A 24522-nucleotide genomic window follows, 5' to 3' on the forward strand; every position below is an offset into this window, starting at 1 on the left:
ACTTCGGCGAAAACTGCCGATGACGTCTATTTGGGTCTCCGAACATGGCGATTCAAGGGCACGAGAATTACACTTTTGTAACATGCCCGTGAGCGGCGGATTTCCGTGCCTGTCGCCCAAAAGTGTGCAGCGGTTTTGGGAAAACGACATGCACGAACAAAAAGACCCAAAGCGCGTCGCCTGAATCCGTTTCAGCGCGACGCGCTTTGCCGGACAGGATGTGTCAGGGGTGTTGCCCGAACCGGCGGGTTCCTCCGCCTTTGGCATGGACCGCGAAGGCTGGCCGCGCTATCCCTGCCGCCATGAAAAAAGGCGATCACCTCTTCCTCGTCGACGGCTCCGGCTACATTTTTCGCGCCTATCACGCGCTGCCGCCGCTTAACCGCAAATCCGACGGCCTGCCGACCAGCGCGGTGCTCGGCTTCTGCAACATGGTGTGGAAGCTGATGCAGGACGCCCGCAACACCAGCGTGGGCATCGCGCCGACCCATTTCGCCGTCATCTTCGACTATTCCTCCAAAACCTTCCGCAGCGATCTCTACCCTGAATATAAGGCGAACCGCTCGGCGCCGCCGGAAGACCTGATCCCGCAATTCGGCCTGATCCGCCAGGCGACCGTGGCCTTCAACCTGCCCTGCATCGAGATGGAAGGTTTCGAAGCCGACGACATCATCGCCACCTATTGCCGGCTCGCCTGCGAGGTCGGCGCCGACACCACCATCGTCTCCTCCGACAAGGATTTGATGCAGTTGGTCGGTCCCACGGTCGGCATGTACGACCCGATGAAGGACCGCCAGATCGGCATTCCCGAGGTGATCGAGAAATGGGGCGTGCCGCCGGAAAAGATGATCGACCTGCAGGCGCTCACCGGCGACTCGGTCGACAACGTGCCCGGCGTGCCGGGCATCGGCCCGAAGACCGCGGCGCAGTTGCTGGAACAGTTCGGCGACCTTGACGGGTTGCTGGCGCGTGCTTCCGAGATCAAGCAGGACAAGCGTCGCGAGACCATCATCGCCAATGCCGACAAGGCGCGGATCTCGCGCGAATTGGTGACGCTGAAGAACGACGTGCCGTTGAAGGAAAGCCTAGACGACCTTGTGCTGCATGCGCCCGACGGCCCGAAGCTGATCGGCTTCCTGAAGACGATGGAGTTCACCACGCTGACGCGACGCGTCGCCGAGGCGACCGCGACCGAGATCGGCGACGTCCAGGCTTCCGCCGTCATCGTCGAGCGCGCCGATACCGCGCATGGCCCCGATGTCGGCGCCGGCGCGCCGCCGCGACAGCCAGCACCCGCGGCAAACGGCTCGGCCAAGCCTGCCGCGCCGGCGGTCAGGGGTGAGGACGCGCCGCCTCAGGGCGATACCCCTTCCCTGCTCTCGGCGCTGCGGCTGGAGCAGGCGACAGCGCGCAAGATCGACCTTTCGGCCTATACCGCCATTCGGGATACGGCGACGCTCAAGGCCTGGATTGCCGAAGCCCGCGAAGCCGGCGTGCTGGCTGTCGACGCCGAGACCACCTCGTCGGACCCGATGCAAGCCGACCTCATCGGCGTTTCGATCGCGATCGCGCCCGGCCGCGCGGCCTATGTGCCGCTAGCCCATACGAGCGGCAATGGCGACCTGCTTGGCGGCGGCTTGCTGGCGAACCAGGTCCCGGTCCGCGAGGCGCTGGCGCTGCTCAAGCCACTGCTCGAGGACCGTTCGGTCCTGAAAATCGTGCAGGACATGAAATACGACATCGTCGTGATGAGCCGGCACGGCATCGAGGTCGGGCCGTTTGACGATACGATGCTGATCTCCTACGTGCTCGACGCCGGCACCTCAGGCGGCCACGATCTCGCCTCGCTGTCGGAAAAATGGCTTGGCCACGCGCCGGCGGTCAAAAAGGAACTCGCCGGCTCAGGCAAGAGCGCCATCGGCTTCGACCAGGTCGACATCGAGCGCGCGACGAAATACGCCGCCGAACAGGCCGATATTGCACTGCAGCTCTGGCAGGTGCTGAAGCCGAGGCTCGCCGCCAAGGGACTGGTTTCCGTCTACGAGCGGCTGGAACGGCCGCTGGTGCCCGTGCTTGCCCGCATGGAGCAGCGCGGCATCTCGGTCGACCGCCAGATCCTCTCCAGACTGTCTGGCGAGTTGGCGCAAGGCGCGGCACGCGCCGAGGAGGAGATTTACGGGATCGTCGGTGAGCGCATCAACATCGGCTCGCCGAAACAGCTCGGCGACATATTGTTCGGCAAGATGGGTCTGCCGGGCGGCTCCAAGACCAAGACCGGCCAATGGTCGACTTCGGCGCAGTTGCTCGAGGACCTCGCCGCCGAAGGCCATGAACTGCCGCGCAAGATCGTCGACTGGCGCCAGCTGACCAAGCTGAAATCGACCTATACTGACGCGCTGCCCGGCTTCATCAACCCCGGCACCAATCGCGTCCATACGTCATACGCGCTCGCCGCGACTACGACCGGGCGGCTGTCGTCTTCCGATCCCAATCTGCAGAACATCCCGGTGCGCACCGCCGAGGGCCGCAAGATCAGGACCGCCTTCATCGCCGAAAAAGGCCACAAGCTGGTCTCGGCCGACTACAGCCAGATCGAGTTGCGCGTGCTTGCCCATGTCGCCGAGATCCCGCAGCTCAAGCAGGCTTTCGCCGACGGCGCCGACATCCATGCCATCACCGCGTCGGAAATGTTCAACGTGCCGGTCGAAGGCATGCCTTCGGAGGTGCGCCGGCGCGCCAAGGCGATCAATTTCGGCATCATCTACGGCATCTCGGCCTTCGGCCTCGCCAACCAGCTGTCGATCCCGCGCGACGAGGCCAGCGCTTATATCAAGCGCTATTTCGAGCGCTTCCCGGGCATCCGCGACTATATCGAGGAAACCAAGGCCTACGCGCGGGAAAACGGCTTCGTCGAGACCATCTTCGGCCGCCGCATCCATTATCCGGAGATACGATCCTCCAACCCGTCGATCCGCGCCTTCAACGAGCGCGCCTCGATCAATGCGAGGCTCCAGGGCACCGCCGCCGACATCATCCGCCGCGCCATGGTGCATATGGAGGAGGCGTTGGATAAGGCAAAGCTCTCGGCCCGCATGCTCTTGCAGGTGCATGATGAGCTGATCTTCGAGACGGTGGAAGCCGAAGTCGAAGCGACCATTCCGGTGGTGCGCAAGGTGATGGAAAACGCGCCGATGCCGGCCGTCTCGATGTCGGTGCCGCTGCATGTCGATGCCCGGGCGGCGGATAATTGGGACGAGGCGCACTAAGCGGCATGCCGAGAGGCATCACGATCCGTCGCGCCTTCTCTGTCCTGCAGGACAGAGAGGGGGGCTTCGCGCCGGCATCAATAGGGCTAAATGGTGTAGAGCTAAGCCGCTTCCGCTCTGCACTTCGCGCACACGCCGCGAAACTCGATCACCGCCTTCTTGGCCGCGAATCCCGTCGAGCGCACCCATTCGTCCAGCCGATGATCGACATCGTGATCGGACATCTCGGTCACCTGGCCGCAATTGTCGCAGATGGCGAAGGCCGTCATCGAATGGCTGTGGTCGTGCGGCTCGGCGCAGGCGACGAAGGAGTTGAGGCTTTCGAGCCTATGCACGAAGCCCGACTTCACCAGCGTATCGAGCGCCCGGTAAACCTGCAGCGGCGCACGAAAACCACGCTCGCGCAGCTGGTCGAGCAGCGTGTAGGCGCTGAGCGGCCCGCTGGACGCCTCGAGCTTCTCGAGCACGCAGAGCTGGTTCTTGGTCAGCGCATCTCTTGCCGTCATCTTGTTCGCCCGATCGACGTTCGCACGGGATTTCGCATGCGAACGGCTTCAATTCCCCTGAGATAGCGACGAATGAGCGTTTTTGCCACTGTTTCCGCAGCGCGTCCCGCCTGGCGCACACTGCGCGGCGAAGGCTCGCCACGATCAATTGCTACTTGCGCGGCGGCCCCTTGCGTTCGGCCGAAGCCGCCCAAAGGTTGATGTCGGATTCGCGCGCGTAGGTATCGATTTCCGCGAGCTCCGCATCGCTGAAGTCGAGCGCCTTGAGCGCGCCGACGCAATCCTCGACCTGTTCCGGCCGGCTGGCGCCGATCAGCGCCGTCGTCACGCGGCCCTTGCGCAGCACCCAGGCCAGCGCCATCTGCGCCAGGGTCTGGCCGCGGCGGCTAGCAATGGCGTTGAGCGCCTTGATGTTGGCGATCGACTTGTCGTTGATGAAAGCCGGCCTCAGCGATTTGCCCTGGCTGGCGCGGCTGCCCTCGGGAATGCCGCCCAGATATTTGTCGGTCAGCATGCCCTGCGCCAGCGGCGAGAACACGATCGAGCCGATGCCCAACCCCTCCAGCGTATCGAGCAGCCCATCCTCCTCGACCCAGCGATTGAGCATCGAATAGCTCGGCTGGTGGATGAGGCAGGGCGTGCCGAGCCGCTTCAATATATCGGCCGCCTCGCGCGTGCGCTGCGAATTGTAGGACGAGATGCCTGCGTAAAGCGCCTTGCCCGAGCGGACGGCGTGGTCGAGCGCGCCCATCGTTTCTTCCAGCGGCGTTTCCGGGTCGAAGCGGTGTGAATAGAAGATGTCGACATAATCGAGCCCCATCCGCTTGAGGCTCTGGTCGAGGCTTGCCAGCACATATTTACGGCTGCCCCATTCGCCATAGGGGCCACCCCACATCTCGTAGCCTGCCTTGGTCGAGATGATCATCTCGTCGCGGTAGGCGGCGAAATCGGTGCGCAGGATCTCGCCGAACGCCGTCTCGGCCGAGCCGGGCGGCGGACCATAATTGTTGGCGAGATCGAAATGCGTGATGCCGAGGTCGAAGGCCTTGCGCACGATCGCCTGCTTGGTCCTGTGCGGCGTATCGTTGCCGAAATTGTGCCAGAGCCCGAGCGAGATCGCCGGCAGCTTCAGGCCGGACCGCCCGCAGCGGTTATAGATCATCTTCTCGTAGCGGTTTTCGGCGGCGACATAGGGCATAGGAAACCTCGGGATTGGGGCAGCACGGCAACCGCCGCTGAACAGAATTGAATCGATGCTTGCCCCTACCCTTACCCTCTCCCCGCCGAAACGGGGAGAGGGGTTGCCACCTAGTTTTTCTTCGCCAGCAGCGCCTTCGCGTCCTTGACGCCGAGCGCGGCCGGCCGCTCGCAGCTCGTCTGCATGGCAACGTATTTGCCGGTTTCGCCGGAACGCAGGATGCCGGTCATCACATCGACGGCGTGCAGGGCCAGCTCCATCGAGCAGCGGTGCGGCCTTCCTTCGGCGATCGCGATCGCCATGTCGGCAAGCCCGGCGGTGCGGTAGTTGGCCATCATGCCCTGGCCGTGCATCTCGTTCGGCACGCCGAACGGATGGTTCCATTTCGGCAGCTTCTTCACCGGCTTGGCCGCGTCAGTGAAGCGCACCTCGCCGCCGAAGAAATTCGGATCCGGCACGAAGACGGTGCCCAACTCGCCATAGAGTTCCATCGGCGCGTGGCCATGGCTCCAGACATCCCAGGAGGTGTTGAGCGTGATCACCGCGCCATTCACGAATTCGAGCAACGCATGGATGGTGGTCGGCGTGTTCACCGGGATCTTCTCGCCCGCGCGCGGCTTCGACGAGATCGTCCGCTCCTTGGCCGGCGTCGTCGCGAAGGCCGCCACCTGCTTCACCGGCCCGATCAGCTGGATCAGGTTGGTGACGTAGTAAGGGCCGATGTCCAGCACCGGACCGGCGCCCGGCTGGAAGAAGAAGTCCGGATTGGGGTGCCAATGCTCCATGCCGTGGCCCATCACGTGGCATGTGCCGCTGGTGATGGCGCCGAGCTTGCCGCTGTCGATGAGGTCGCGCGCCAGCTGGTGCGCGCCGCCGAGGAAAGTGTCCGGCGCCGAACCGATGCGCAGGCCCTTCTTCTCGGCCCGTTTCTTGAGATCGAGCCCTTCCTCGATCGACAGCACGAACGGTTTTTCCGAATAGACGTGCTTGCCGGCGTCGAGCACTGCTTTCGAGACTTCATAGTGCACCGCCGGGATCGTCAGATTGACGATGATGTCGATCTCGTCGTCCTTGAGAAGGTCGTCGACGGTCTCGGCACGGAGCTTGAACTCCTTCGCCCGCGCCTTGGCGACCTCCATGTTGATATCCGCGCAGGCCCGCATCTTGATGCCGCGGAACAGCGGCGCCAGTGAGAAATACGCCTTCGATATGTTGCCGCAGCCGATGACGCCGACGCCAAGCTTGTCTGCCATTTCGATTACTCCTGCCAGCTCTTGGCTGCCGCGATCGAGCGCCGGGCATAACGCTCGATGTCGTTGGGGTTGTCTTGTTCCATGATGAAATACTGCGCCGCGCTCTTGGCGCGCAACGTCTTGAACAGGCCCGCCCAGTCGATCGTGCCGTGGCCGACATCGGACCAGCCGTCCTCATCCAGCCCCTCGCCGGGCTTGGCTATGTCCTTGACGTGGACGGCGACGATGCGCTTGCCGTGTTTTTCGATCCAGGGCAGCGGATCGGCGCCGCCGCGCACCACCCAGGCGACGTCCATCTCCCAGCCGATATCGGGTGCGGCGGACAGGATGTGATCTTGCGGCAGCGTGCCGTCCGCAAGCGCCTTGAACTCGAAATCATGGTTGTGCCAGGCAAAGCCGTAGCCGGCCTTCTTCGCCGTCGCGCCCACCTTGGCGAGACGTTCGCCGAAGCCGCGCCAGCCGGCGGCGTCGCTCGGACGCTGATCGGGCATCAGATAGGGGCAGATCAGCAGCGTGATGCCCAACGCATCGGCGATTTTGCGCACACCGTCGAAATCATTTTCCAGCGCGTCGATCGAGAAATGCCCGGTCGGCATCGCAAGTCCGTTCTCGTCGAGCTCGGCGCGGAACGCTTTGGGGTCGTCATAGACGCCGCCGAAGCCCTCGACTTGCTTGTAGCCGAGCTCGCCGAGCATCTTCACCACGCCGCCCCATGGCTGGAAATTGCGGGCGCTGTAGAGTTGGAATGACCAGTTCATATGTCCTGTCCGTTCTGCTTGGGGGATTTTTTTGGAGTTAGAGGCGATTGTCGGTTTGCGCGTCGAACAGCGAGGCGCGCGCCGGATCGAAGCCGATGCGGATCGCATCGCCGTTGCGCAGCGTCTTATCCGCTTCGACGCGGAAGGAGATGATCTGGCCGCCGAGCTTGGTCCACACAAGCGTGTCGGATCCCATCGGATCGACGATCTCGACCGTCGACTCGGCGGTGAACGGCATGGCCCCGGCGGCGTCGCCGAAGGCGATGTGCTCAGGCCGGATGCCGAAGATACAGGGCTTGGCGACCCGGCCACCGTCGCCGTCGAATCGGTAGCGGCCGAGCGGCACCGACACGCCGTTCGCTTTGAAGACGGGGGCGGCGCCCGCCTCCAACTCGCCCTTGAGGAAATTCATTGCCGGCGAACCGAGGAAGCCGGCGACGAAGCGGTTGACTGGCCGGTTGTAGATCGTTTGCGGCGCATCGAGCTGCTGGATGACCCCGCCTCTCATGACGGCGATGCGATCGGCCAGCGTCATCGCCTCGATCTGGTCGTGGGTGACGTAGATCATCGTGTTCTGCAAGCGGCGGTGCAAAAGCTTGATCTCGACGCGCAGTTCCGAGCGCAGCTTGGCGTCGAGATTGGAGAGCGGCTCGTCGAACAGGAAGACATCGACGTCGCGCACCAGCGCCCGCCCGATCGCCACGCGCTGGCGCTGGCCGCCCGAGAGCGCCGAGGGCTTCCTCTGCAGCAGCGGCTCGATCTGCAAGATCTCGGCGGCGCGCGCGATGCGTTTGGCGATCTCGTCCTTCGGCACGCCTGCGACGCGCAGGCCGAAGGAGAGATTCCGCTCCACCGTCATTTGTGGATAGAGCGCGTAGGACTGGAACACCATGCCGATGCCGCGATCCTTCGGCTCTTCCCAGGTGACGTTCTTGCCCTTGATGAAGATGCGGCCGTCCGAAATGTCGAGCAGGCCGGCGATGCAGTTGAGCAAGGTCGACTTGCCGCAGCCGGACGGTCCGAGCAGCACGATGAACTCGCCCTCGGCGACATCCAGATTGAGCGTCTGCAGCACCGAGACGGCACCGAAATTGAGCGACAGATCCTGGATCGAAACGCTGGGGTTGGCGATGTCGGCTGCCATCATCATCCTTTCACCGCGCCGGCGGCGATGCCGCGCACGAAGAGCTTGCCGGAAACAAAATAGACAATGAGCGGAACAAGGCCGGTGAGGATGGTGGCGGCCATGTTGACGTTGTATTCCTTCACGCCCTGCACCGAGTTGACGATGTTGTTGAGCTGTACCGTCATCGGATAGGTGTCGGGACGCGTGTAGACGACGCCGAACAGGAAGTCGTTCCAGATGCCGGTCACCTGCAAGATGATGGCGACGACGAAGATCGGCAGCGACATCGGCAGCATGATGCGCAGATAAATGCCCCAGAAGCCGGCGCCGTCGACGCGCGCGGCGCGGAACAATTCCTCCGGCATCGAGGTGAAATAGTTGCGGAAGAGCAGCGTCAGGATCGGCATGCCGAAGATCGAATGCACGATCACCAGGCCGGTCAGCGAGCCGTAGATGCCGATTTCACGCAGGATTATGACGATGGGGTAGATCATCACCTGATAGGGAATGAAGGCGCCGACGATCAGGATGATGAAGAAGGTGTCGGCGCCCTTGAAGCGCCAGTTGGCCAGGGCATAGCCGTTCACCGAGGCGATCGCGATCGACAGGATCACCGACGGCACGGTGATGCGCACCGAATTCCAGAAGCCGCGCGAGAGCCCGTCGCAATTGAGACCGGTGCAGGCCGTCGCCCACGCCTTCACCCAGGGCTCGAAGGTGATTTCCACCGGCGGCGAGAAGATGTTGCCGAGGCGGATTTCCGGCATGCCCTTCAGCGACGTCACGATCATCACATAGAGCGGCAAAAGGTAATAGAGCGCCGCGAGGATCAGCGTGCCGTAGAGGAAGATATTGCGGCGCGAGAATACGTGCCGCGGTTTAGGCCCGCTCGGGCCGGCGGCGTCGCGGCGCAGCGCTTGCGCCCCGGGGGACAGGGAGGCGATGTCAACCACGCTTGCGGCCTCCGAATTCGAGATAGGCCCAGGGCACGATGACGATCACCACCGACAACAGCATCATGGTCGAGGCGGCGAAACCCTGGCCGAGATTCTGGGCGAAGAACATGTAGTCATAGACATATTTCGCCGGCACTTCGGACGCGATGCCGGGACCCCCGCTGGTCTGCGCCACGACGAGGTCATAGACCTTGACGATGCCGGCGGCGATGATGACCAGCGTGGTGATGAAGACCGGCCGCATCATCGGGATGACGATGAAGAGATACGTCTTCCACATCGGTATGCCGTCCACCCGGGCGGCCTTCCAGATGTCCTCGTCGATGCCGCGCAGGCCGGCCAGCATCAGGCACATGATGAGCCCGGTGCCTTGCCAGAGCGCCGCGATCGAAATGCCGTAGATGACGATGCTGGAATTGTAGAGCGGGTCGAAGCTGAAGCTCGTCCAGCCGAGATCGCGCACGACGCGCTGCACGCCGAAATCCGGATTGAGCAGCCATTGCCAGACCAGCCCGGTGACGATGAAGGACAGCGCGAAGGGATAGAGGAAGATGGTGCGGAACGTGTCCTCGAAACGGATCTTCTGGTCGAGAAGCGCCGCAAGCACGAAGCCGATGACGAGCGAGAACACCAGCGAAATCGCGCCATAGATCAAAAGGTTCTCGATCGAGACCAGCCAGCGCGATGTCGCCCAGAGCCGGTGATACTGGTCGAGCCCGACGAAGTTGAGGCGCGGCAGAAGCTTCGAGTTGGTGAAGGAGTAGAGCACCGTCCAGGCCGTGCCACCGACGAACACCACCAGAGCCGTCAGGATCATCGGGATCGACGCGATCTTGGCGTTCAGGTTGCGGAAAAGCTGGTTGGGGCGTTCGTTGTTGCTCATCTAAGGCAGCCGGACAATGAGACGTCAGGCTCCCGGCCCCGGATAGGCTGGGGTCGGGAGTTGGCGGGGGCGCCGTCGATCAATCGGCCGAAGCGATGATCTCGGCGAAGCGCTTCTGCGCCTCATCGAGCGTCATGTCGGGCTTGGCGAAGAACTCGGAGAACAGGTCCTCCTTCTGCTTCTGGCTGTCCTGCGAGAGCAGCTGGTCCGTCCACGGGATGACGGCGCCCTTGGCGAGGATGGCAAGGCCCTTCTTCATGCAGTCGTTCGCCGCATTGAGGTCGACGTCGCCGCGCACCGGCAGCGAGCCCTTCTTGAGGTTGAAGGCGACCTGGGTCTTGGGATCGAGCAGCGTTTCGGCCAGCACTTCCTGCGCCTTGGATTTCGCTTCGTCCTTGAGCAGCGGGAAATAGAAGGCATCGCCGCCCGTGGCGATCACCTCGTTCAGGCCGAGGCCGGGCAGGCAGGTATAGTCCTTGCCGGCGGTCTTGCCGGCGACCTGGAACTCGCCCTGCGCCCAGTCGCCCATGATCTGACCGCCGGCCTTGCCGGTGATGACCAGGTTGGTGGCCTGATTCCAGTCCTGCACATTGGTGTTCTTGGCCATCTTGCGGGCGTCGTCCGCCGCCTTGAACACCTTGGCGATCTCGGGGCCGCCGGCGAATTTGGCGTCCTTGTCCTTGTACACCTTGAGGAAGGCGTCGGTGCCGCCGACCGCAGCCAGCAGCACGTCGAAAGCACCCGATGCCTGCCAGGGCTGACCGCCGACCGCAAGCGGGATGATGCCGGCCTTCTCCAGCGCCGGGGCGGCGGCCACGAATTCATTCCAGTTCTTCGGCGTCGGCACGCCGGCCTTCTTGAAGGCCTCGTTCGACAGCCACAGCCACTGCCAGGAATGGATGTTGACCGGAACGCAATAGATCTTGCCGCCGATGGTGCAGCTGTCGAGCAGGCTCTTCGGCCGCACGATCTCCGTCCACTTGTCCTTGGTGGCGATGTCGGTGAGGTCGCGCATCAGCCCGGCCTGGACGAGTTCCTCGGCCTGGCGGCCGTGATTGAACTGGGTGGCGCCCATCGGGTCGCCACCGGTGATGCGGCTGATCATAATCGGCCGCGCCGTGCCGCCGGAGCCGGCGATGGCGCCGTCGACCCAGTGATTGCCCGTCGCGTCGAATGCCTTGGCAAGCTCCGCCACCGCCGCCGCCTCGCCGCCGGAAGTCCACCAATGGGTGACCTCGAGGTCGGTTGCGGCCGCCGGACCGGCGAAATTGAGTGCGACCGTCGCGGCAAAGGCGGCGGTCAGGATTTTGTATCGCATTTCGGCTTCCTCCCAGAATCTGAAACGTTACAGATTTTCGATACGGCAAATGATGGACCTAGGCAACCCCCCGTCTCAATGCCGAGCGAAATTTTTTCGAGAGGCGAACAAAATATTCCTTTAGAGGCTTCTAATCCGGCGTCCAAGCCGCCGATTGGCGCCCAAATTGGCCTAGGACCGATATTTCTCTGGGATTCTCGCGGCTTTTCGCCTGAACTGCACGCCCAGAACGCACGCGTTGCGAATTTCCCGGGCAGTCACGAATATTGGCAATCTGTAACGTTTCAGTATATTGGGCTGACCGCGGGCTGAATGTCGCGCAAAAGTCAACATCGCACGATTGCCGGCCAGCGCCGCGGCTGCTATGCGCCTGACGGGCGGGACGAATGGATAGACGGATAACGAAGAAGGACGACGACGCGTCGGGCAAGGAACGGCCGACGCTGAAGACGCTTGCCTTCATGACCGGGCTTGGCGTGACGACCGTGTCGCGCGCCCTGAAGGACGCACCCGAGATCGGCGCCGAGACCAGGCGGCGCGTACAGCTTGTCGCCAAGCAGATCGGCTATCGCCCGAACCGCGCCGGCGTGCGCTTGAGGACCGGCAAGACCAACGTCATCTCGCTCGTGCTGAACACCGAGCACGAGTTGATGAGCTTCGTTTCGGACATCATCTACGGCGTCACCGAAGTGATCGCCGACACGCCCTATCATCTGATCGTCACGCCCTATTCGCGCTCGCAGGATCCGCTGGACCCGGTGCGCTATCTGGTCGAGACGGGCTCCGCCGACGGCGTCATCATATCGCGCACGCAGCCCAATGATCCGCGGGCGCGCTACATGCTGGAGCGCGGCATTCCCTTCGCCACGCATGGCCGCACCGACATGGGGCTGGTGCATCCCTATCACGACTTCGATAACTACGCCTTTGCCGGCGAAGCCGTCAGCGCGCTGGCCGCCAAGGGCCGCAACCGGCTTGCTTTGGTGACGCCGCCGGTCGGCCTCACCTATTTCCGCTATACGGTGAACGGCTTTGCCGATGCGCTGAGCGAGGTCGGCGCCTCAGAGGTGCCGTTCAATACCGTCTCGATCGACCATACGATCGAGCAGATCAGGATGCGCACCGCCCAGCTCATGCGCCGAGACGACCGCCCGGACGGCATCATCAGCAGCGCCGCCGCAGCAACGCTCGCCGTCGTCGCCGGTATCGAGGATGCCGGCCTGAAGCTCGGCCGCGATGTCGACGTGGTGTCGAAACAGTCCTCAGAGGTGCTGCACCTGTTTCGGCGGGAGCTGCTCGTCGTTAACGAGGATTTCCGCCTGGCCGGCTCCGAGTTGGCCCGTGCCGTGCTTGGCTGGATTGCAGGCAAGGAACCCGGCTCGCTGCAGTCGCTGAGCAAGCCGAGTGAGGTTTTATCCTATCGCGGTTAGTGTCCGGCCCCACTCCCCCATGGGCCATGGAAGGCGCCCTCTTCGCCGATGCGCTCGAACCCATGCGCGCCGAAGAAGTCGCGCTGCGCCTGGATGAGGTTCGACGTGCCGCGTCCCTGGCGGTAGCTGTCGAAATAGGCGAGCGCCGAGGACAGCGCAGGCACCGGCGAGCCGGCCTCGGACGCCCTTGCCACGATACGCCGAAGCGACGGATGCGCTTCCTTCATCATGGCGATGAAGGCCGGCGCCATCAGAAGATTGGTGGAAGCGCCGCCAGAGCCGAACGCTTCGGCCATCGTGTCCAGCATTTGCGAGCGGATGATGCAGCCGGCGCGCCAGATCTTGGCGATGGTCGGCATCGGCAGGTTCCAGTTGAACTCCTTGGATGCGCCGCTCATCACCGCAAAGCCCTGCGCGTAAGCCGCGATCTTTCCGGCGAACAGCGCCAGCTCCAGATCCTTGAGCAGCGCGGCCTTATCGCCGGAGATATTCTCGACGCCGATATTGCCATAGGCCTTTTCCGCCGCCTGCCGCTCGTCCTTGATCGAGGACAACACGCGCGCCGCGACCGCGGCTTCGATGGCCGTCGCCGGAATGCCGAGCTGCTGCGCCTCGATCACCGACCATTTGCCGGTGCCCTTCTGTCCGGCGCGGTCGAGGATGATGTCGACCACCGGCTTGCCGGTCTTGGGATCGTCGGCGGCGAGCACTTTGGCGGTGATCTCGATCAGGTAGGAGTTGAGCCGGCCCTTGTTCCATTCCTCGAAGACCGTGCCGATCTCCTTCGGCGTCATGCCGAGCCCGTCGCGCAGTATGCCGTAGATCTCGGCGATCATCTGCATGTCGGCATATTCGATGCCGTTGTGGATGGTTTTTACGAAATGACCGGCGCCGTCGGTGCCGAGCCAGGCGGCGCAGGGTTCGTTCTTGAACTTGGCCGAGATCGCCGTCAGCACCTTCTCGACGCGCTTCCACGACTCTTCGGTGCCGCCGACCATGATCGATGGCCCGTGGCGCGCGCCCTCCTCGCCGCCCGACACGCCCATGCCGATGAAGGTCAGGCCCGAGCCGGACAGTTCCGAGAAGCGGCGCATCGTGTCGCGGAAATTGGCGTTGCCGGCATCGATGACGATATCGTTGCCGGAGAGCACGCCGCGCAACGCCGCCATCTGCTCGTCGACCGGCTTGCCGGCCAGCACCATGATGATGATCGGCCGTGGCGGCCGGATCGCCGCGGCAAGCCCCTCCAGGCTGTAGCAGGGCACGACCATGTCCTTCAGCGGACCAGCGCTCTCGACAAACGCGTCGGTGCGCGCCGGCGTGCGGTTGAAAACGGCGATGCGGTGCCCGTGCTCGGCGATGTTGAGCGCCAGGTTGGAGCCCATCGTGCCAAGGCCGATCAGGCCGATTTCGGCTTTTTCCATCGTTTCTTCCCTGCTTTCGGATGCTTGTTATGGTCGCGTTTCGGGCGATGCCCACTGTTTCGCAAGATGAATGACGGGCCTTGGCGACGCCGTCAACCGCCTCGCCGGGTTGTAACGCCGAAGGGACGTGCTGAGATTCAGGTCAGGCCGAGTCGAAAATGGTGATTTCCGAGAACCGGAGCGGAGCGTACTTGAAGTACGTGAGCACCGGAAGCGGAGGAGATCGCCATTTGCAGGCCGGCCTCACCTGAATATCAGCACGTCAGCCCGGATGTCGATCGGCGCTTCGATGTTCACCATCTCAAAATCCGAAACGAGAATATCAAGCCGTGCATTCCAGCGGCCAGGAATTGGAATGACGAGATTGTCGACACGCCAAGTGCCGTCGCCGGGTTTCGTCGCCGGCCGCTTGATCGGCTCGATGCCGGAATCCGGCTTCGACAGCACCAGCGTTACCGCCTTGGCGTCCAACGGGCCGAAATCGCCGGTCATGATCACCATTGAGGCCTCTACCTCGCCGGCATGTCCGGGTGTGATGCTGAGATCGGCCATCGCCTTCAGCGTGTGGATGTGGATCGACACCGGCTGCGCGGCGGCGATCGCCAGAGCGCGCGGCGGCGGGGTAAAGCGCCAGCCGGCGGCGACGCCGAAGATGGCGAGCGCGATCAGCATCTCGATGCCGATCGAGCGCACAAGCCGCCGCTGCACTTCGGTGTCACCCGCCTCGGCGGGCGCCGTCAGCGTCCAGCGATTGATCGCGGCAAGCGTGAAAAGGAAAAGCAGCAGACCGAGCTTCAAGAGCAGCAGGCGACCATAGGACGTGTTGATCAACGCTGCCGGTTCCTGCACTTGGATGATCGCCAGCACGATGCCGCTCGCCGCCAGGATCGCCACCACGGGCAGGATCGTTCGCGAAAACCGGCGAAGAAATGCTTTCGCCTCCTCGGGCTGGTATCGCAACGCGAGGCCGAGCGGCGCCAGCGCGCCCGCCCAGAAGGCGATTGCGGTGCCGTGCAGGAACACGAGCGGCCGCGTCAGCCATTGCGGTTCGGCGGCACTGGCGTGGCCGCTGGCGGCAAGAGCGCCGCCGACACCGAGCAACGCCGCGCTCGCGGCCAGCTTGCGAAGACCCGATGGCCCGGCAAGCGACAGCAAAGCGAGACCAAGCGCGATCAGGCCGACCAGCGCGGTCCAGACGAAGCTCGTCTCCAGCGCGGTCTTCCACACGGCCGGTGCCGCGAAGCGCGCGAGCGGCGCGCCAAGCCCATCCAGCCCTTGCAGGCCGAGCGACACGGGTGCCGCGACGAGGCCGAAAAGCAGTGCCGCGGCAACAAAGCTTTGGCCGCAGCGCCGGTCCTTGGCCAGCCAAGCGAGCGCGACCGCGCCGCCGACGCCGAGAAAGAGGCCGGCGTAAAGGAGCAGCTTGGCTGCCCAGATCACCGCGCGCAACGTCCAATCGACGGCTTCGCCCGCGACCGGTGCCGCGCTTGGCGCGCCGATGGAAAACAGCGCCGAACCGCCGACCGGATGACCGTCGACCGACACCACCCGCCAGCTTAGCACATGCGTGCCGGATTTGAGCACCTCGGGATTGTCGATCTCGACCGTCTGGTCGTTGAGCCGGAAAGATGTCAGCGCCAGCTGCGAGCCGTCGGGGCGCACGAGCGTGAGCACCAGCGGCGAGACGGGTTCGCTGAAGGTCAGCGAAAACTGCGCCGGGCTTTGCGCCAGCACGGCGCCGTCGGCCGGGTCGGTCGCGACCAGCGCCGCATGCGCCGAGGCGCGGCCGGGCATCGCCAACACCGCCATCGCCATGAGCGCCGCGACCAGCCAGGCAAGCGGGCGGGTATGCATGCGGATCGTCGTAGAGAGCTGTGCTGCGTTCATCTCGTCGTGACTGGAAATGATGGCGCGCCCCGATGGAGCGCGCCAACAGAGATCATTTCTTCGGCAGCAATTTGATGACGGGCGCAGGCGTTTCCAAGGCGTCCTCATCCTGGCCGGCCGCCGGAATCTCGATCCAGCGATCGGTGGCGTCACCGCATTCCTGCACCACCGGGAAATAAAGCATCTGGCCGGCCGGCAGATCGGCCGCCAGCGAGGCGCGGAAGACGAACTCGTCGTAGAACTCGTCCGGCAAGTTGCCGCCGCTCCAATCCACTTCCTTGACGCCGGTGGTCAGCGTCTCGCCATAGAGCTGGTAGGATTTCTGGTATTTGCCCTTCTTGGTCTGCAGCGTCCAGCCGGGCTTGGGCATCGGCTTCACTGAAATCACCCCTTCCGGGATCTGCACGCGCACGGCGCTCGTCGCCTTGCCCTCGCAGCCATGCGGCACGCGCAGCACCGCCTTGTAGGTCGAGCCGACAGGCGCTTCCTGCGTTTCGAGCGTGATATGGGCGAGCGCCGCATTGGTCCCAAGCACGCAAAGCGCGCCCGCCGCCAAAAGATACTTCTTCATGGATTGTCCCTCTGATTTCGAATCGGCGGATTACTCGGCGTGATCCATGTCCATGTCGCCGGTCTCGCCCATGCCTTCGACGAGGAACTCGACTTTGACGCTGCCGGCCTTCTCGAAGGTCAGCGTCGCCGGGAATTTCTCGCCCTGCTTCGGCTGTCGCTTCAGGCCGGTGAACATCAAATGGTAGGCACCCGGCTTGAGCGCGACCTTGCCGCCGGCCGGGATCTCCAGCCCGCCTTCGACCGGCCGCATGGTCATGACGCCATCCTTGACTCCCATCGCATGCAGTTCGGCCTTGTCGGAGATGTCGGAGGTAATCGACAGCAGCCGGTCCGGCGTGCTGCCCTTGTTGACCACGGTGAAGTAGCCGCCGGCCACCTTGGCGCCGGGCGGCGTCGCCCGCGACCAGGGATGCTCGATCTCGAGGTCGCCGACCTTGAACTCATGCGCGATGGCGGCTGGAACGCATGCGAAGAGGAGAAGGAGCGCAAGCACGGCAAGTTCGACGCGCTGCTGGAGGTGGAACGTCGGCGCGCTGCGGAGGGCGAAGGCCTGCGCCTTGGAAAGAAGATTGAACATGGTTGCTCCATGAGATCGCGCCGGCATGCGGTCGCGAGCGGTCTGATCGTAAAGATGAACAATGTGGCGGAAGGTTCCGCGGATCAGTCCATTGCCGGCGGAGCGCGCGGATTGGCCGGCGAACGGTCGCGGACGAAATCCTGGTGCTGGAAGGCCGGAAGCTGGAAGGCGACGGTTTCGAAAACCCGGGTTCCGGCCACCGCGCCCGCTTCCGGCGGCAGCAGATGCGCCGCCGACACCATGTTGCAGCCGAACGAGCAGCAGGCCGGCATATGCTGCTGGTCCGGATCGCCGCCAGGTAGCTTTACGGCCCCCTCATGGGTGCAGATGACATTGCCGAAGGCATCGAGCTGCGAAGGCGCGCCGAGGGCGAAGGCCCCAAGCGAAGACTGGAGCAACAAAAGCAGCGCCGCGACGAACGCGGCCGGCATGCTCCATCGTCTCAGCCGGATATCCAACGCAAAGCCTCTCTCAGAAACGCGTCGACCGTAGCACGCGGGATGCGGCCGGAAAATCGGCAAAACCGCGCTGCGGCAACGCGGCGCGATGGGCGCTGGTTAAGCCGGCTGCGCCTGTCGTCCTTCAGGAATCGAAGTCAGCAGCGTCTGGCGCGCCGACTTCAGGTGCTTGCGGCAGGCGGCGTCCACCTTGGCGGGATCGCGCGACTTCAGCGCCGCGATATAGGCGAGATGCTCCTGGATCGCGACTTCGTTGCGCTGGCGCTCCTCCGCCTTGTTCCACTGGTAGTGGTAGTGGAAGATCATCGCGATCACGTCATAGAAGTCGACGATGAAGCGGTTGTGCGACGCCCGGTGGATCAGGCGGTGGAAGCGCTCGTCGAGCTCGGAGAACTCGTTGAAGCGCGTGGCGATTTCGCTGGCGAGCTTGCGATGCTCGGCCTCCAGCCGATCGAGATCGGCCCAGACCGCGCTGTCTTGCGGCAGCGCCGCGAAAGCCGCGGCCGAGCGCAGCTCGAACATCTCGCGGATCTCGGTCAGCTCCAGCGCGAAGGCGCGCGTAAAGCCCTTCAGCACCCAATGGCTGTTGCGCCGCTTCTCGATCAGTCCGAAGCGCGAGAAGCGGATCAGGAATTCGCGCACGCTGGTGGTGCCGACGCCGATCTCGCGCGCCAATTCCAGCTCGTTGATCTGCATGCCGGCTTCGGCGCCCCCGGCGAGCAGCCGGCGCATGAAGGAGCGCTCGATGATCTCGGCCAGCGAGTCGGTCTCTTCCTCGGGGAAGAAATCTTCTGCCTTCGGCGCCCGCAGCACCGTCTTGTTGCGCTTGTTCCAGTCGATCAGCCCGGTCTCTTCCATGCGCGTAAGAATGCTGCGCACCGTGGTGCGGCTGACGCCGAGCAGCGTGCCGAGCTCAGGCTCGGATGGCAGGCTTCTGGATTCGTCGAGCAGCCGCAGACAGCGGTTGAAGGCGTCCTTGTAGACGTTGTTGCTCTTTGACATTTCCTGCCCCGTTGCCTCGCCGGCGCTTGCGACGGCCGGCTTGAGGCGCAATTATGTTGCGTTCCTAGCGCAAGCATCCGAAAACTCGAAAAGTTTTCAGCGGCTTGCTAAAGACGCGCGCGTGCTCCTTCATGACACGCGCCGCCCGCGACGAAAAAACAATTGACGCAAAAATGTTTTTTCCCGATAAAAGACATTACCTTTAAAAGGGCGCAAGTCAATCCGCCCGCTCCCCAGGATCACCCAGGACAGCCGCTCGTGACCATCGCCAACACCATCCTCCTTTCCCCTTCCGACAACGTCGCCGTCGCCAATGGCCGGCTTGAGATCGGCGCTCCCCTGCCGGGCGGTGCCGCCGCGACTGCCGTGATCGAGCCCGGCCACAAGGTTGCGATCAAGCCGATCGCGGCAGGCGAAGCGGTGGTGAAATACGCCCAGGCGATCGGCCGCGCCACGCAGGACATCGCGGCCGGCGAGCATGTCCATTCGCACAATCTGGTGTTCGAGAGCGGCCGCCTGCCGGTGGTGCCGCCGAGCGAGGCCGAGCACGCCACCGAGGCCGACCGCAAGCGCACTTTCATGGGCTATCGCCGCGCCGACAGGCGCGCCGGCACGCGCAACTTCATCGGCATCATCGCCAGCGTCAATTGCTCGTCGACCGTCTGCCACGCCATCGCCGACGAGGCCAACCGCACGCTGCTGCCGAAATATCCCGGCATCGACGGCTTCGTACCGATCGTGCACGGCCAGGGCTGCGGCATGAGCGGCACCGGCGACGGCATGATGGTGCTGCACCGCACGCTCGCGGGCTATGCTCGCCATCCGAATTTCGGCGGCGTGATGATGGTCGGGCTGGGCTGCGAGGTTAACCAGCTCACCCTCTACGGCCAGAAGGGCGTCGCGGCGGGAAAACGCCATTTCAACATCCAAGAGGCCGGCGGCTCGCGTAAATCGGTCGAGAAGGCGATGGGCGTGCTCACTGAGATTGCCGAGGAAGTCGGCCACTTGCAGCGCGAGCCGATCCCGGTCTCGGAGATCGTCGTCGGCCTGCAATGCGGCGGCTCGGACGGCATGTCGGGCATCACCGCCAACCCGGCGTTGGGCGCAGCTGTCGACATCCTTGCCGGTGTCGGCGGCATCGGCATCCTGTCGGAGACGACCGAGATCTACGGCGCCGAGCATCTGCTCGCCTATCGCGCCGCCTCGCCCGAGATCGCCGCCAAGCTCGACGGCTTTGTGAAGTGGTGGGAGGACCATACCGCCAAGCACGGCGCCTCGATCGACAACAACCCCTCGCCCGGCAACAAGCGCGGCGGATTGACCACGATCCTGGAGAAATCGCTGGGCGCAGTCGCCAAGGGCGGCCAAACGCCGCTTAACGGCGTCTTCGGCTACGCCGAGAAGGTCTCCGGCAGCGGCCTGGTGTTCATGGACACGCCCGGCTACGACCCGGTCTCGGCCACCGGCCAGGTGGCGGGCGGCGCCAATGTCATCGTCTTCACCACCGGCCGCGGTTCCTGCTTCGGCTGCCGCCCGACGCCGTCGATCAAGGTCGCCACCAACTCGACCATGTTCCACCAGATGGAAGAGGACATGGACGTCAATTGCGGCGTCATCGCCTCGGGCGAGAAGACCATCGCCGGCATGGGCCGCGAGCTCTTTGAGTTGATCATCGAGACGGCGTCCGGCCGCAAGACCAAGAGCGAGGCGTTCGGCTATGGCGACAACGAGTTCGTGCCCTGGCATCTCGGCGCGACGCTTTAGCCCGCACGCACTTATCGCGGCAGAAGCACCGCTGACGGGAGGAAATCGGGCTCACGATCCTGCGATGTCAATATGGAATGAATATTCCATATTGACAGAGACATGAAATCAATGTTCCATCACGAGAAGGAGGAACGGAAGCATCCGTGTGCTGCCCGGGAGGAGCCGGCAGAGCCGAACAAATCCCGCCCAGCATCACGCAAAAGGCATTAGAGACCGCTTGCATCGACCATGACGATGCACTATCAAAAAACGGCATCTGTTTTTTATTGATAAAGTTCTGTTTGGGCCGCGCCTATCCAGATGGAGCTTCCGAACCTTCACCAGGCGACTTAGGGAGGAACCCAATGAAATTCGTGACCAGCCTTCTCAACCGCCGCGCTTTCGTGGCCCTTGCCGCCGCGTCGATGCTCGCCGGCGCGCTGCATACCGCACCGGCTTCGGCGGCCGACGTGACCATTCCGATCATCGTCAAGGACACCACGTCCTTCTACTGGCAGATCGTTCTGGCCGGCGCCCGCAAGGCCGGCAAGGATCTCGGCATCAACGTGCCGGAGCTCGGCGCCCAGGCTGAAACCGACGTCAACGGCCAGATCTCGATTCTCGAGAACGCCGTTGCCAGCAACCCGGCGGCAGTCGTCATCTCGCCGACCGAGTTCAAGGCGCTCGGCAAGCCCATCGACGAGGCGGCTTCCAAGGTCAAGGTCATCGGCATCGACTCCGGCGCCGACTCCAAGGCCTTCACTTCCTTCCTGACCACCGACAACGTCCAGGGTGGCCGCGTCGCCGCTGACGGTCTGGCCGCCGCGATCGGCGCCGCCAATGGCGGCAAGGTCGAAGGCAAGGTCGCGCTGATCACCGCACTTCCCGGCGCCGGCTCGCTCGAGCAGCGCAAGCAAGGCTTCATCGAACAGATCAAGGCCAAGTATCCGGGCCTCGAGCTCATCGCCGACAAATACGCCGATGGCCAGGCCACCACCGGCCTCAACATCGCGACCGACCTGATCACCGCCAATCCCGACCTGAAGGGCATCTTCGCCTCCAACCTGATCATGGCGCAGGGCGTCGGCCAGGCGATCGCCGAGAACAACCTTGCCGGCAAGGTGGCGCTCATCGGCTTCGACAGCGACGAGAAGCTGATCAAATTCCTCAACGACGGCGTCATCTCCGGCCTCGTCGTCCAGGATCCCTACCGGATGGGCTATGACGGCATCAAGACTGCACTCGCCGCCTCGAAGGGGGAGAAGGTCGAAGCCAATGTCGATACCGGCGCGAACCTCGTCACCAAGGCGAACATGAAGGATCCGAAGATCGACGCGCTGCTCAACCCGAAGCTCAAGTAAGATCTTCACGACAGTCGTTTCCGGGGCCCTGGCGCCCCGGAAACATCCCCTGGGTGGGGACGGCTTGGAAATTCGACGGCCCGAGCGATTCCAGGAAAAGTGCCTGGCGTTTTTCCGTTCGGAATTGCCTGAACTTGCCTTACCTTGCCAATTAAGATGCGCACCTGAAGACGCATCGCCGCATACCCAATGGTTGAGACCAAACTGGGAGGATTGTCATGACGTCGACGGCGCAGGAACTGCACCCGGCCCCCACGCTGCAGCCGGGCAGGACGATCCTCGAACTCAACGGGCTGGAAAAGCGCTATCCCGGCACGCATGCGCTGAAGCCCGTGCACCTTGCCTTCAAGGCAGGTGAGATCCATGCCATCGTCGGCGAGAACGGCGCCGGCAAATCCACCCTCATCAAGCTTCTGACCGGCGTCATGCCTCGCACCTCGGGCGAGGTCATCTGGGAAGGCCAGCCCGTGGCTTTAGCGACCCCGCACGAGGCGATGGCGCTCGGCATCAACGCCGTTCACCAGGAGGTGGTGCTGTGCCGCCATCTCACCGTCGCCGCCAATATGTTCCTCGGCGAGGAGGAATCCCGCTTCGGCCTCCTGCAGCAGCGGGCCATGGTCAAGGACGCGCAGAAGATCATCAACGACCTCGGCTTCGACCTGCCGGCGCATGTCGTGCTGGGCGACCTCACAATCGGCCAGCAGCAGCTGATCGCCGCCGCCCGCGCCACCGTGCGCGGCACCAAATTCCTGATCTTCGACGAACCGACCGCCTACCTCACCCGCAAGGAGGCCGACCAGCTGTTCAAGCTGATCCGAAGGCTGAAGGGCGAAGGCGTCACCATCATCTATATCAGCCATCGCATGGAGGAGGTGTTCGAGCTTGCCGACCGCGTCTCCGTGCTGCGCGACGGCACTTTGGTCGGCACCCGCAACATCGCCGAGACCAACGAGCCCGAGCTGGTCAAGCTGATGATCAACCGCTCGATCGAGCAGATCTACCACAAGGAACATTTCAACCCCGGCGCCACGATCGTTGAGACGAGGAGCCTCTCCGGCAAAGGTTTTGAGAATATCTCGTTGACCGTGCGCGCCGGCGAGATCGTCGGCCTTTACGGCCTGATCGGCGCCGGCCGCAGCGAGTTCGTCACCACGCTTTACGGCCGCCACAGGAAATCGGCCGGCCAGATCTTCTGGCAAGGCGAGGAGGTGCAGGTCAACTCCGAGCACGACGCGATCCGGCTCGGCATGGCGCTGGCGCCGGAAAGTCGCCGCGACCAGGGCCTGTGCCTCAATCTGCCGGTCGGCATGAACCTCAACCTGCCGATCTACAAGCGCATCTCCAGCAACATGCTGATCTCCGGCACGAAGGAGAAGGCCGAGGCCGACCGCCAGATCGCCGACCTCAGGATCAAGACGCCGACGCGCAACGCACTCGCCTCCAGCCTGTCCGGCGGCAACCAGCAGAAGATCGTCATCGGCAAATGGCTGGCGCATGGCGCCAAGCTGTTCATCTTCGACGAGCCGACGGTCGGTGTCGATGTCGGCACCAAGGCCGAGATCTACCGCCTGTTCTCGACGCTGCTGTCGAAGGGCGCCGGCATCATCCTGATCTCCTCCTATCTGCCGGAAGTCTACGAGCTTGCCGACACGCTGCATGTGTTCCGGCGCGGCAAGCTGGTCGCCACGCATGGGTTCCGCACCGCCGATCACGAGGAAATCCTCACGCAGGCGCTCGCCGAGAAACAAGAAAAACAGGGAGGACAGACATGAGCACCGAGGCGATTCCCGCCGAAAAGCCGAAGCGAAATTACAACGCCCTGTTCGGGCTGACGCTGCTGGCGCTGCTGGTTCTGCTGTGGGTCATCCTGTCCGTGGCGACATCGAGCTTCGCCTCGGCCAACAACATCTCGAACCTTTTGCGCCAGGGATCGATGATCGCCATCCTGGCGGTTGGCCAGACCTTCGTCATCATCACCGGCGGCATCGATCTTTCTGTCGGCGCGGTGGTCGGCTTCTCCACCGTCATCGCGGCCTTGCTGATCAATGCCGGCGTGCCGGTTTTCGCCGCCATCCTGATCACGCTGCTGGTCGGCGTCGCCATCGGCCTGTTCCACGGTTTCGGCATCGTCAAGATGGGCCTGCCGCCCTTCATCATCACGCTGGCCACGCTGACGTCGCTGCGCGGCATCGGCCTGTTGATGACCAACGGCAATTCGATCTCGATCAACAACGACGCCTTCCAGGAATTCTCGCGCAATTCCTTCGTCGGCGTCCCCAACCTGTTCTGGATGGTGATCCTGGTCGGAATCCCGGCCTATATCTTCCTGCATCACAGCCGCTGGGGCCGCTACCTGTTCTCGGTCGGCTCCAATGCCGAGGCCTCGCGCCTGTCCGGCGTCAACGTGCAGCGCACCATCTATATGGCCTATACGCTATCCGGCCTGTGCGCGGCCTTTGTCGGCGTACTGCTTGCCTCACGCATCGGCATCGGCAACCCGACACAGGCCGAGGGCTGGGAACTGCAAGCGATCGCCTCGTCGGTGATCGGCGGCACCTCGCTGTTCGGCGCGGTGGGCTCGGTGCACGGGCCGTTGCTCGGCGCCTTCATCCTCGCCACCATCAACAACGGCGCCAACCTGCTCAACGTCAATGCCTTCTGGCAGCGCATCATCACCGGCCTGCTGATCATCGTCATCGTCTACTTCGACGGCCTGCGCCGTCGCGGCAAGTGAATCCTCCCTGACCTGACGCCGGTCCGCTCAACCGAGGGACCGGCGCCTTTTTGAATACTGGAATTG

General features: G+C 63.7%; 19 protein-coding genes and 1 pseudogene. 6 read left to right on the forward strand and 14 right to left on the reverse strand.

The features are described 5' to 3' along the window. Positions 1 to 302: 302 nt before the first annotated feature. A complete protein-coding gene (gene polA, locus EN869_RS04040) occupies positions 303 to 3266 on the forward strand; it encodes a DNA polymerase I (protein ID WP_167506941.1) in 2964 nt (987 codons plus the stop codon). A gap of 101 nt (positions 3267 to 3367) precedes the next feature. On the opposite strand, the gene EN869_RS04045 is transcribed toward polA, so the two are convergent. From EN869_RS04045 to EN869_RS04080, 8 genes are all read right to left on the reverse strand, one after another. Beyond that, complete coding sequence (locus EN869_RS04045; RefSeq protein ID WP_041003614.1) at positions 3368 to 3772, reverse strand: Fur family transcriptional regulator; 405 nt, start codon at positions 3770 to 3772, stop codon at positions 3368 to 3370. A 151-nt stretch (positions 3773 to 3923) separates the two neighbouring features. After that, positions 3924 to 4970, reverse strand: a complete 1047-nt coding sequence (gene mgrA, locus EN869_RS04050; protein WP_127225043.1) for an L-glyceraldehyde 3-phosphate reductase — start codon at positions 4968 to 4970, stop codon at positions 3924 to 3926. Between the two features lie 110 nt (positions 4971 to 5080). Further along, on the reverse strand, positions 5081 to 6223 hold the full coding sequence (locus EN869_RS04055; RefSeq protein ID WP_127225044.1) for a Gfo/Idh/MocA family oxidoreductase: 1143 nt from the start codon (positions 6221 to 6223) through the stop codon (positions 5081 to 5083). A gap of 5 nt (positions 6224 to 6228) precedes the next feature. Beyond that, on the reverse strand, positions 6229 to 6981 hold the full coding sequence (locus EN869_RS04060) for a sugar phosphate isomerase/epimerase (RefSeq protein ID WP_127225045.1): 753 nt from the start codon (positions 6979 to 6981) through the stop codon (positions 6229 to 6231). A gap of 37 nt (positions 6982 to 7018) precedes the next feature. Beyond that, a complete protein-coding gene (locus EN869_RS04065; protein WP_127225046.1) occupies positions 7019 to 8128 on the reverse strand; it encodes an ABC transporter ATP-binding protein in 1110 nt (369 codons plus the stop codon). Further along, positions 8128 to 9021: a carbohydrate ABC transporter permease gene (locus EN869_RS04070; RefSeq protein WP_245489379.1), complete on the reverse strand. Its 894-nt coding sequence runs from the start codon at positions 9019 to 9021 to the stop codon at positions 8128 to 8130. The genes EN869_RS04065 and EN869_RS04070 overlap by 1 nt, the downstream gene beginning before the upstream one ends. Positions 9022 to 9052: 31 nt before the next feature. Continuing rightward, the gene (locus EN869_RS04075) at positions 9053 to 9946 is read right to left on the reverse strand and encodes a sugar ABC transporter permease (protein WP_127225048.1); all 894 of its coding nucleotides are present in this window, start codon (positions 9944 to 9946) and stop codon (positions 9053 to 9055) included. A 79-nt stretch (positions 9947 to 10025) separates the two neighbouring features. Continuing rightward, positions 10026 to 11264, reverse strand: a complete 1239-nt coding sequence (locus EN869_RS04080; RefSeq protein ID WP_127225049.1) for an ABC transporter substrate-binding protein — start codon at positions 11262 to 11264, stop codon at positions 10026 to 10028. Positions 11265 to 11650: 386 nt separating this feature from the next. Here EN869_RS04080 and EN869_RS04085 point away from each other — a divergent pair, with 386 nt between their 5' ends. Beyond that, on the forward strand, positions 11651 to 12694 hold the full coding sequence (locus EN869_RS04085; RefSeq protein WP_127225050.1) for a LacI family transcriptional regulator: 1044 nt from the start codon (positions 11651 to 11653) through the stop codon (positions 12692 to 12694). On the opposite strand, the pseudogene gndA reads toward EN869_RS04085, so the two are convergent. From gndA to EN869_RS04115, 6 genes and pseudogenes are all read right to left on the reverse strand, one after another. Beyond that, positions 12691 to 14121: pseudogene (gene gndA / locus EN869_RS04090) on the reverse strand (NADP-dependent phosphogluconate dehydrogenase); the annotation flags it as partial. The gene EN869_RS04085 and the pseudogene gndA sit on opposite strands and share 4 nt — an antisense overlap. Positions 14122 to 14361: 240 nt before the next feature. Further along, positions 14362 to 15972 carry a copper resistance CopC/CopD family protein gene (locus EN869_RS04095; RefSeq protein ID WP_245489359.1) on the reverse strand — a complete coding sequence of 537 codons (1611 nt, stop codon included), beginning with the start codon at positions 15970 to 15972 and terminating at the stop codon, positions 14362 to 14364. An 85-nt stretch (positions 15973 to 16057) separates the two neighbouring features. Beyond that, the gene (locus EN869_RS04100) at positions 16058 to 16576 is read right to left on the reverse strand and encodes a YcnI family protein (RefSeq protein ID WP_127225053.1); all 519 of its coding nucleotides are present in this window, start codon (positions 16574 to 16576) and stop codon (positions 16058 to 16060) included. 30 nt (positions 16577 to 16606) lie between these two features. Further along, positions 16607 to 17155 (reverse strand): copper chaperone PCu(A)C, encoded by a 549-nt coding sequence (locus EN869_RS04105; RefSeq protein WP_127225054.1) that lies wholly within the window; start codon positions 17153 to 17155, stop codon positions 16607 to 16609. An 83-nt stretch (positions 17156 to 17238) separates the two neighbouring features. Next, positions 17239 to 17586: a DUF2946 family protein gene (locus EN869_RS04110; protein ID WP_127225055.1), complete on the reverse strand. Its 348-nt coding sequence runs from the start codon at positions 17584 to 17586 to the stop codon at positions 17239 to 17241. Positions 17587 to 17712: 126 nt separating this feature from the next. Then, the gene (locus tag EN869_RS04115) at positions 17713 to 18615 is read right to left on the reverse strand and encodes a GntR family transcriptional regulator (protein WP_127225056.1); all 903 of its coding nucleotides are present in this window, start codon (positions 18613 to 18615) and stop codon (positions 17713 to 17715) included. A gap of 258 nt (positions 18616 to 18873) precedes the next feature. Between EN869_RS04115 and EN869_RS04120 the strand changes: the two genes are divergently transcribed. The 4 genes from EN869_RS04120 to EN869_RS04135 all read left to right on the forward strand — a co-directional run bounded on the left by EN869_RS04120 (position 18874) and on the right by EN869_RS04135 (position 24456). Beyond that, positions 18874 to 20379, forward strand: coding sequence for an altronate dehydratase family protein (locus EN869_RS04120; protein ID WP_127225057.1), 1506 nt, complete (start codon positions 18874 to 18876; stop codon positions 20377 to 20379). Positions 20380 to 20726: 347 nt separating this feature from the next. Further along, positions 20727 to 21722, forward strand: a complete 996-nt coding sequence (locus EN869_RS04125; protein ID WP_127225058.1) for an ABC transporter substrate-binding protein — start codon at positions 20727 to 20729, stop codon at positions 21720 to 21722. Positions 21723 to 21940: 218 nt separating this feature from the next. Next, entirely contained in the window at positions 21941 to 23494 is a 1554-nt protein-coding gene (locus tag EN869_RS04130) for a sugar ABC transporter ATP-binding protein (RefSeq protein WP_127225059.1), read from the forward strand. Then, positions 23491 to 24456 (forward strand): ABC transporter permease, encoded by a 966-nt coding sequence (locus tag EN869_RS04135; protein ID WP_127225060.1) that lies wholly within the window; start codon positions 23491 to 23493, stop codon positions 24454 to 24456. The genes EN869_RS04130 and EN869_RS04135 overlap by 4 nt, the downstream gene beginning before the upstream one ends. The last annotated feature ends 66 nt before the right edge of the window (positions 24457 to 24522 follow it).

It is taken from the genome of Mesorhizobium sp. M2D.F.Ca.ET.226.01.1.1 (assembly GCF_004022705.2).
Lineage (GTDB): Bacteria > Pseudomonadota > Alphaproteobacteria > Rhizobiales > Rhizobiaceae > Mesorhizobium.

Coding starts and splice junctions, on each gene's coding strand:
- polA (WP_167506941.1), top strand. CDS start 303: ATGAAAAAAGGCGATCACCTCTTCCTCGTCGACGGCTCCGGCTACATT.
- EN869_RS04045 (WP_041003614.1), bottom strand. CDS start 3,772: ATGACGGCAAGAGATGCGCTGACCAAGAACCAGCTCTGCGTGCTCGAG.
- mgrA (WP_127225043.1), bottom strand. CDS start 4,970: ATGCCCTATGTCGCCGCCGAAAACCGCTACGAGAAGATGATCTATAAC.
- EN869_RS04055 (WP_127225044.1), bottom strand. CDS start 6,223: ATGGCAGACAAGCTTGGCGTCGGCGTCATCGGCTGCGGCAACATATCG.
- EN869_RS04060 (WP_127225045.1), bottom strand. CDS start 6,981: ATGAACTGGTCATTCCAACTCTACAGCGCCCGCAATTTCCAGCCATGG.
- EN869_RS04065 (WP_127225046.1), bottom strand. CDS start 8,128: ATGATGGCAGCCGACATCGCCAACCCCAGCGTTTCGATCCAGGATCTG.
- EN869_RS04075 (WP_127225048.1), bottom strand. CDS start 9,946: ATGAGCAACAACGAACGCCCCAACCAGCTTTTCCGCAACCTGAACGCC.
- EN869_RS04080 (WP_127225049.1), bottom strand. CDS start 11,264: ATGCGATACAAAATCCTGACCGCCGCCTTTGCCGCGACGGTCGCACTC.
- EN869_RS04085 (WP_127225050.1), top strand. CDS start 11,651: ATGGATAGACGGATAACGAAGAAGGACGACGACGCGTCGGGCAAGGAA.
- EN869_RS04095 (WP_245489359.1), bottom strand. CDS start 15,972: ATGCATACCCGCCCGCTTGCCTGGCTGGTCGCGGCGCTCATGGCGATG.
- EN869_RS04100 (WP_127225053.1), bottom strand. CDS start 16,576: ATGAAGAAGTATCTTTTGGCGGCGGGCGCGCTTTGCGTGCTTGGGACC.
- EN869_RS04105 (WP_127225054.1), bottom strand. CDS start 17,155: ATGTTCAATCTTCTTTCCAAGGCGCAGGCCTTCGCCCTCCGCAGCGCG.
- EN869_RS04110 (WP_127225055.1), bottom strand. CDS start 17,586: ATGCCGGCCGCGTTCGTCGCGGCGCTGCTTTTGTTGCTCCAGTCTTCG.
- EN869_RS04115 (WP_127225056.1), bottom strand. CDS start 18,615: ATGTCAAAGAGCAACAACGTCTACAAGGACGCCTTCAACCGCTGTCTG.
- EN869_RS04125 (WP_127225058.1), top strand. CDS start 20,727: ATGAAATTCGTGACCAGCCTTCTCAACCGCCGCGCTTTCGTGGCCCTT.
- EN869_RS04130 (WP_127225059.1), top strand. CDS start 21,941: ATGACGTCGACGGCGCAGGAACTGCACCCGGCCCCCACGCTGCAGCCG.
- EN869_RS04135 (WP_127225060.1), top strand. CDS start 23,491: ATGAGCACCGAGGCGATTCCCGCCGAAAAGCCGAAGCGAAATTACAAC.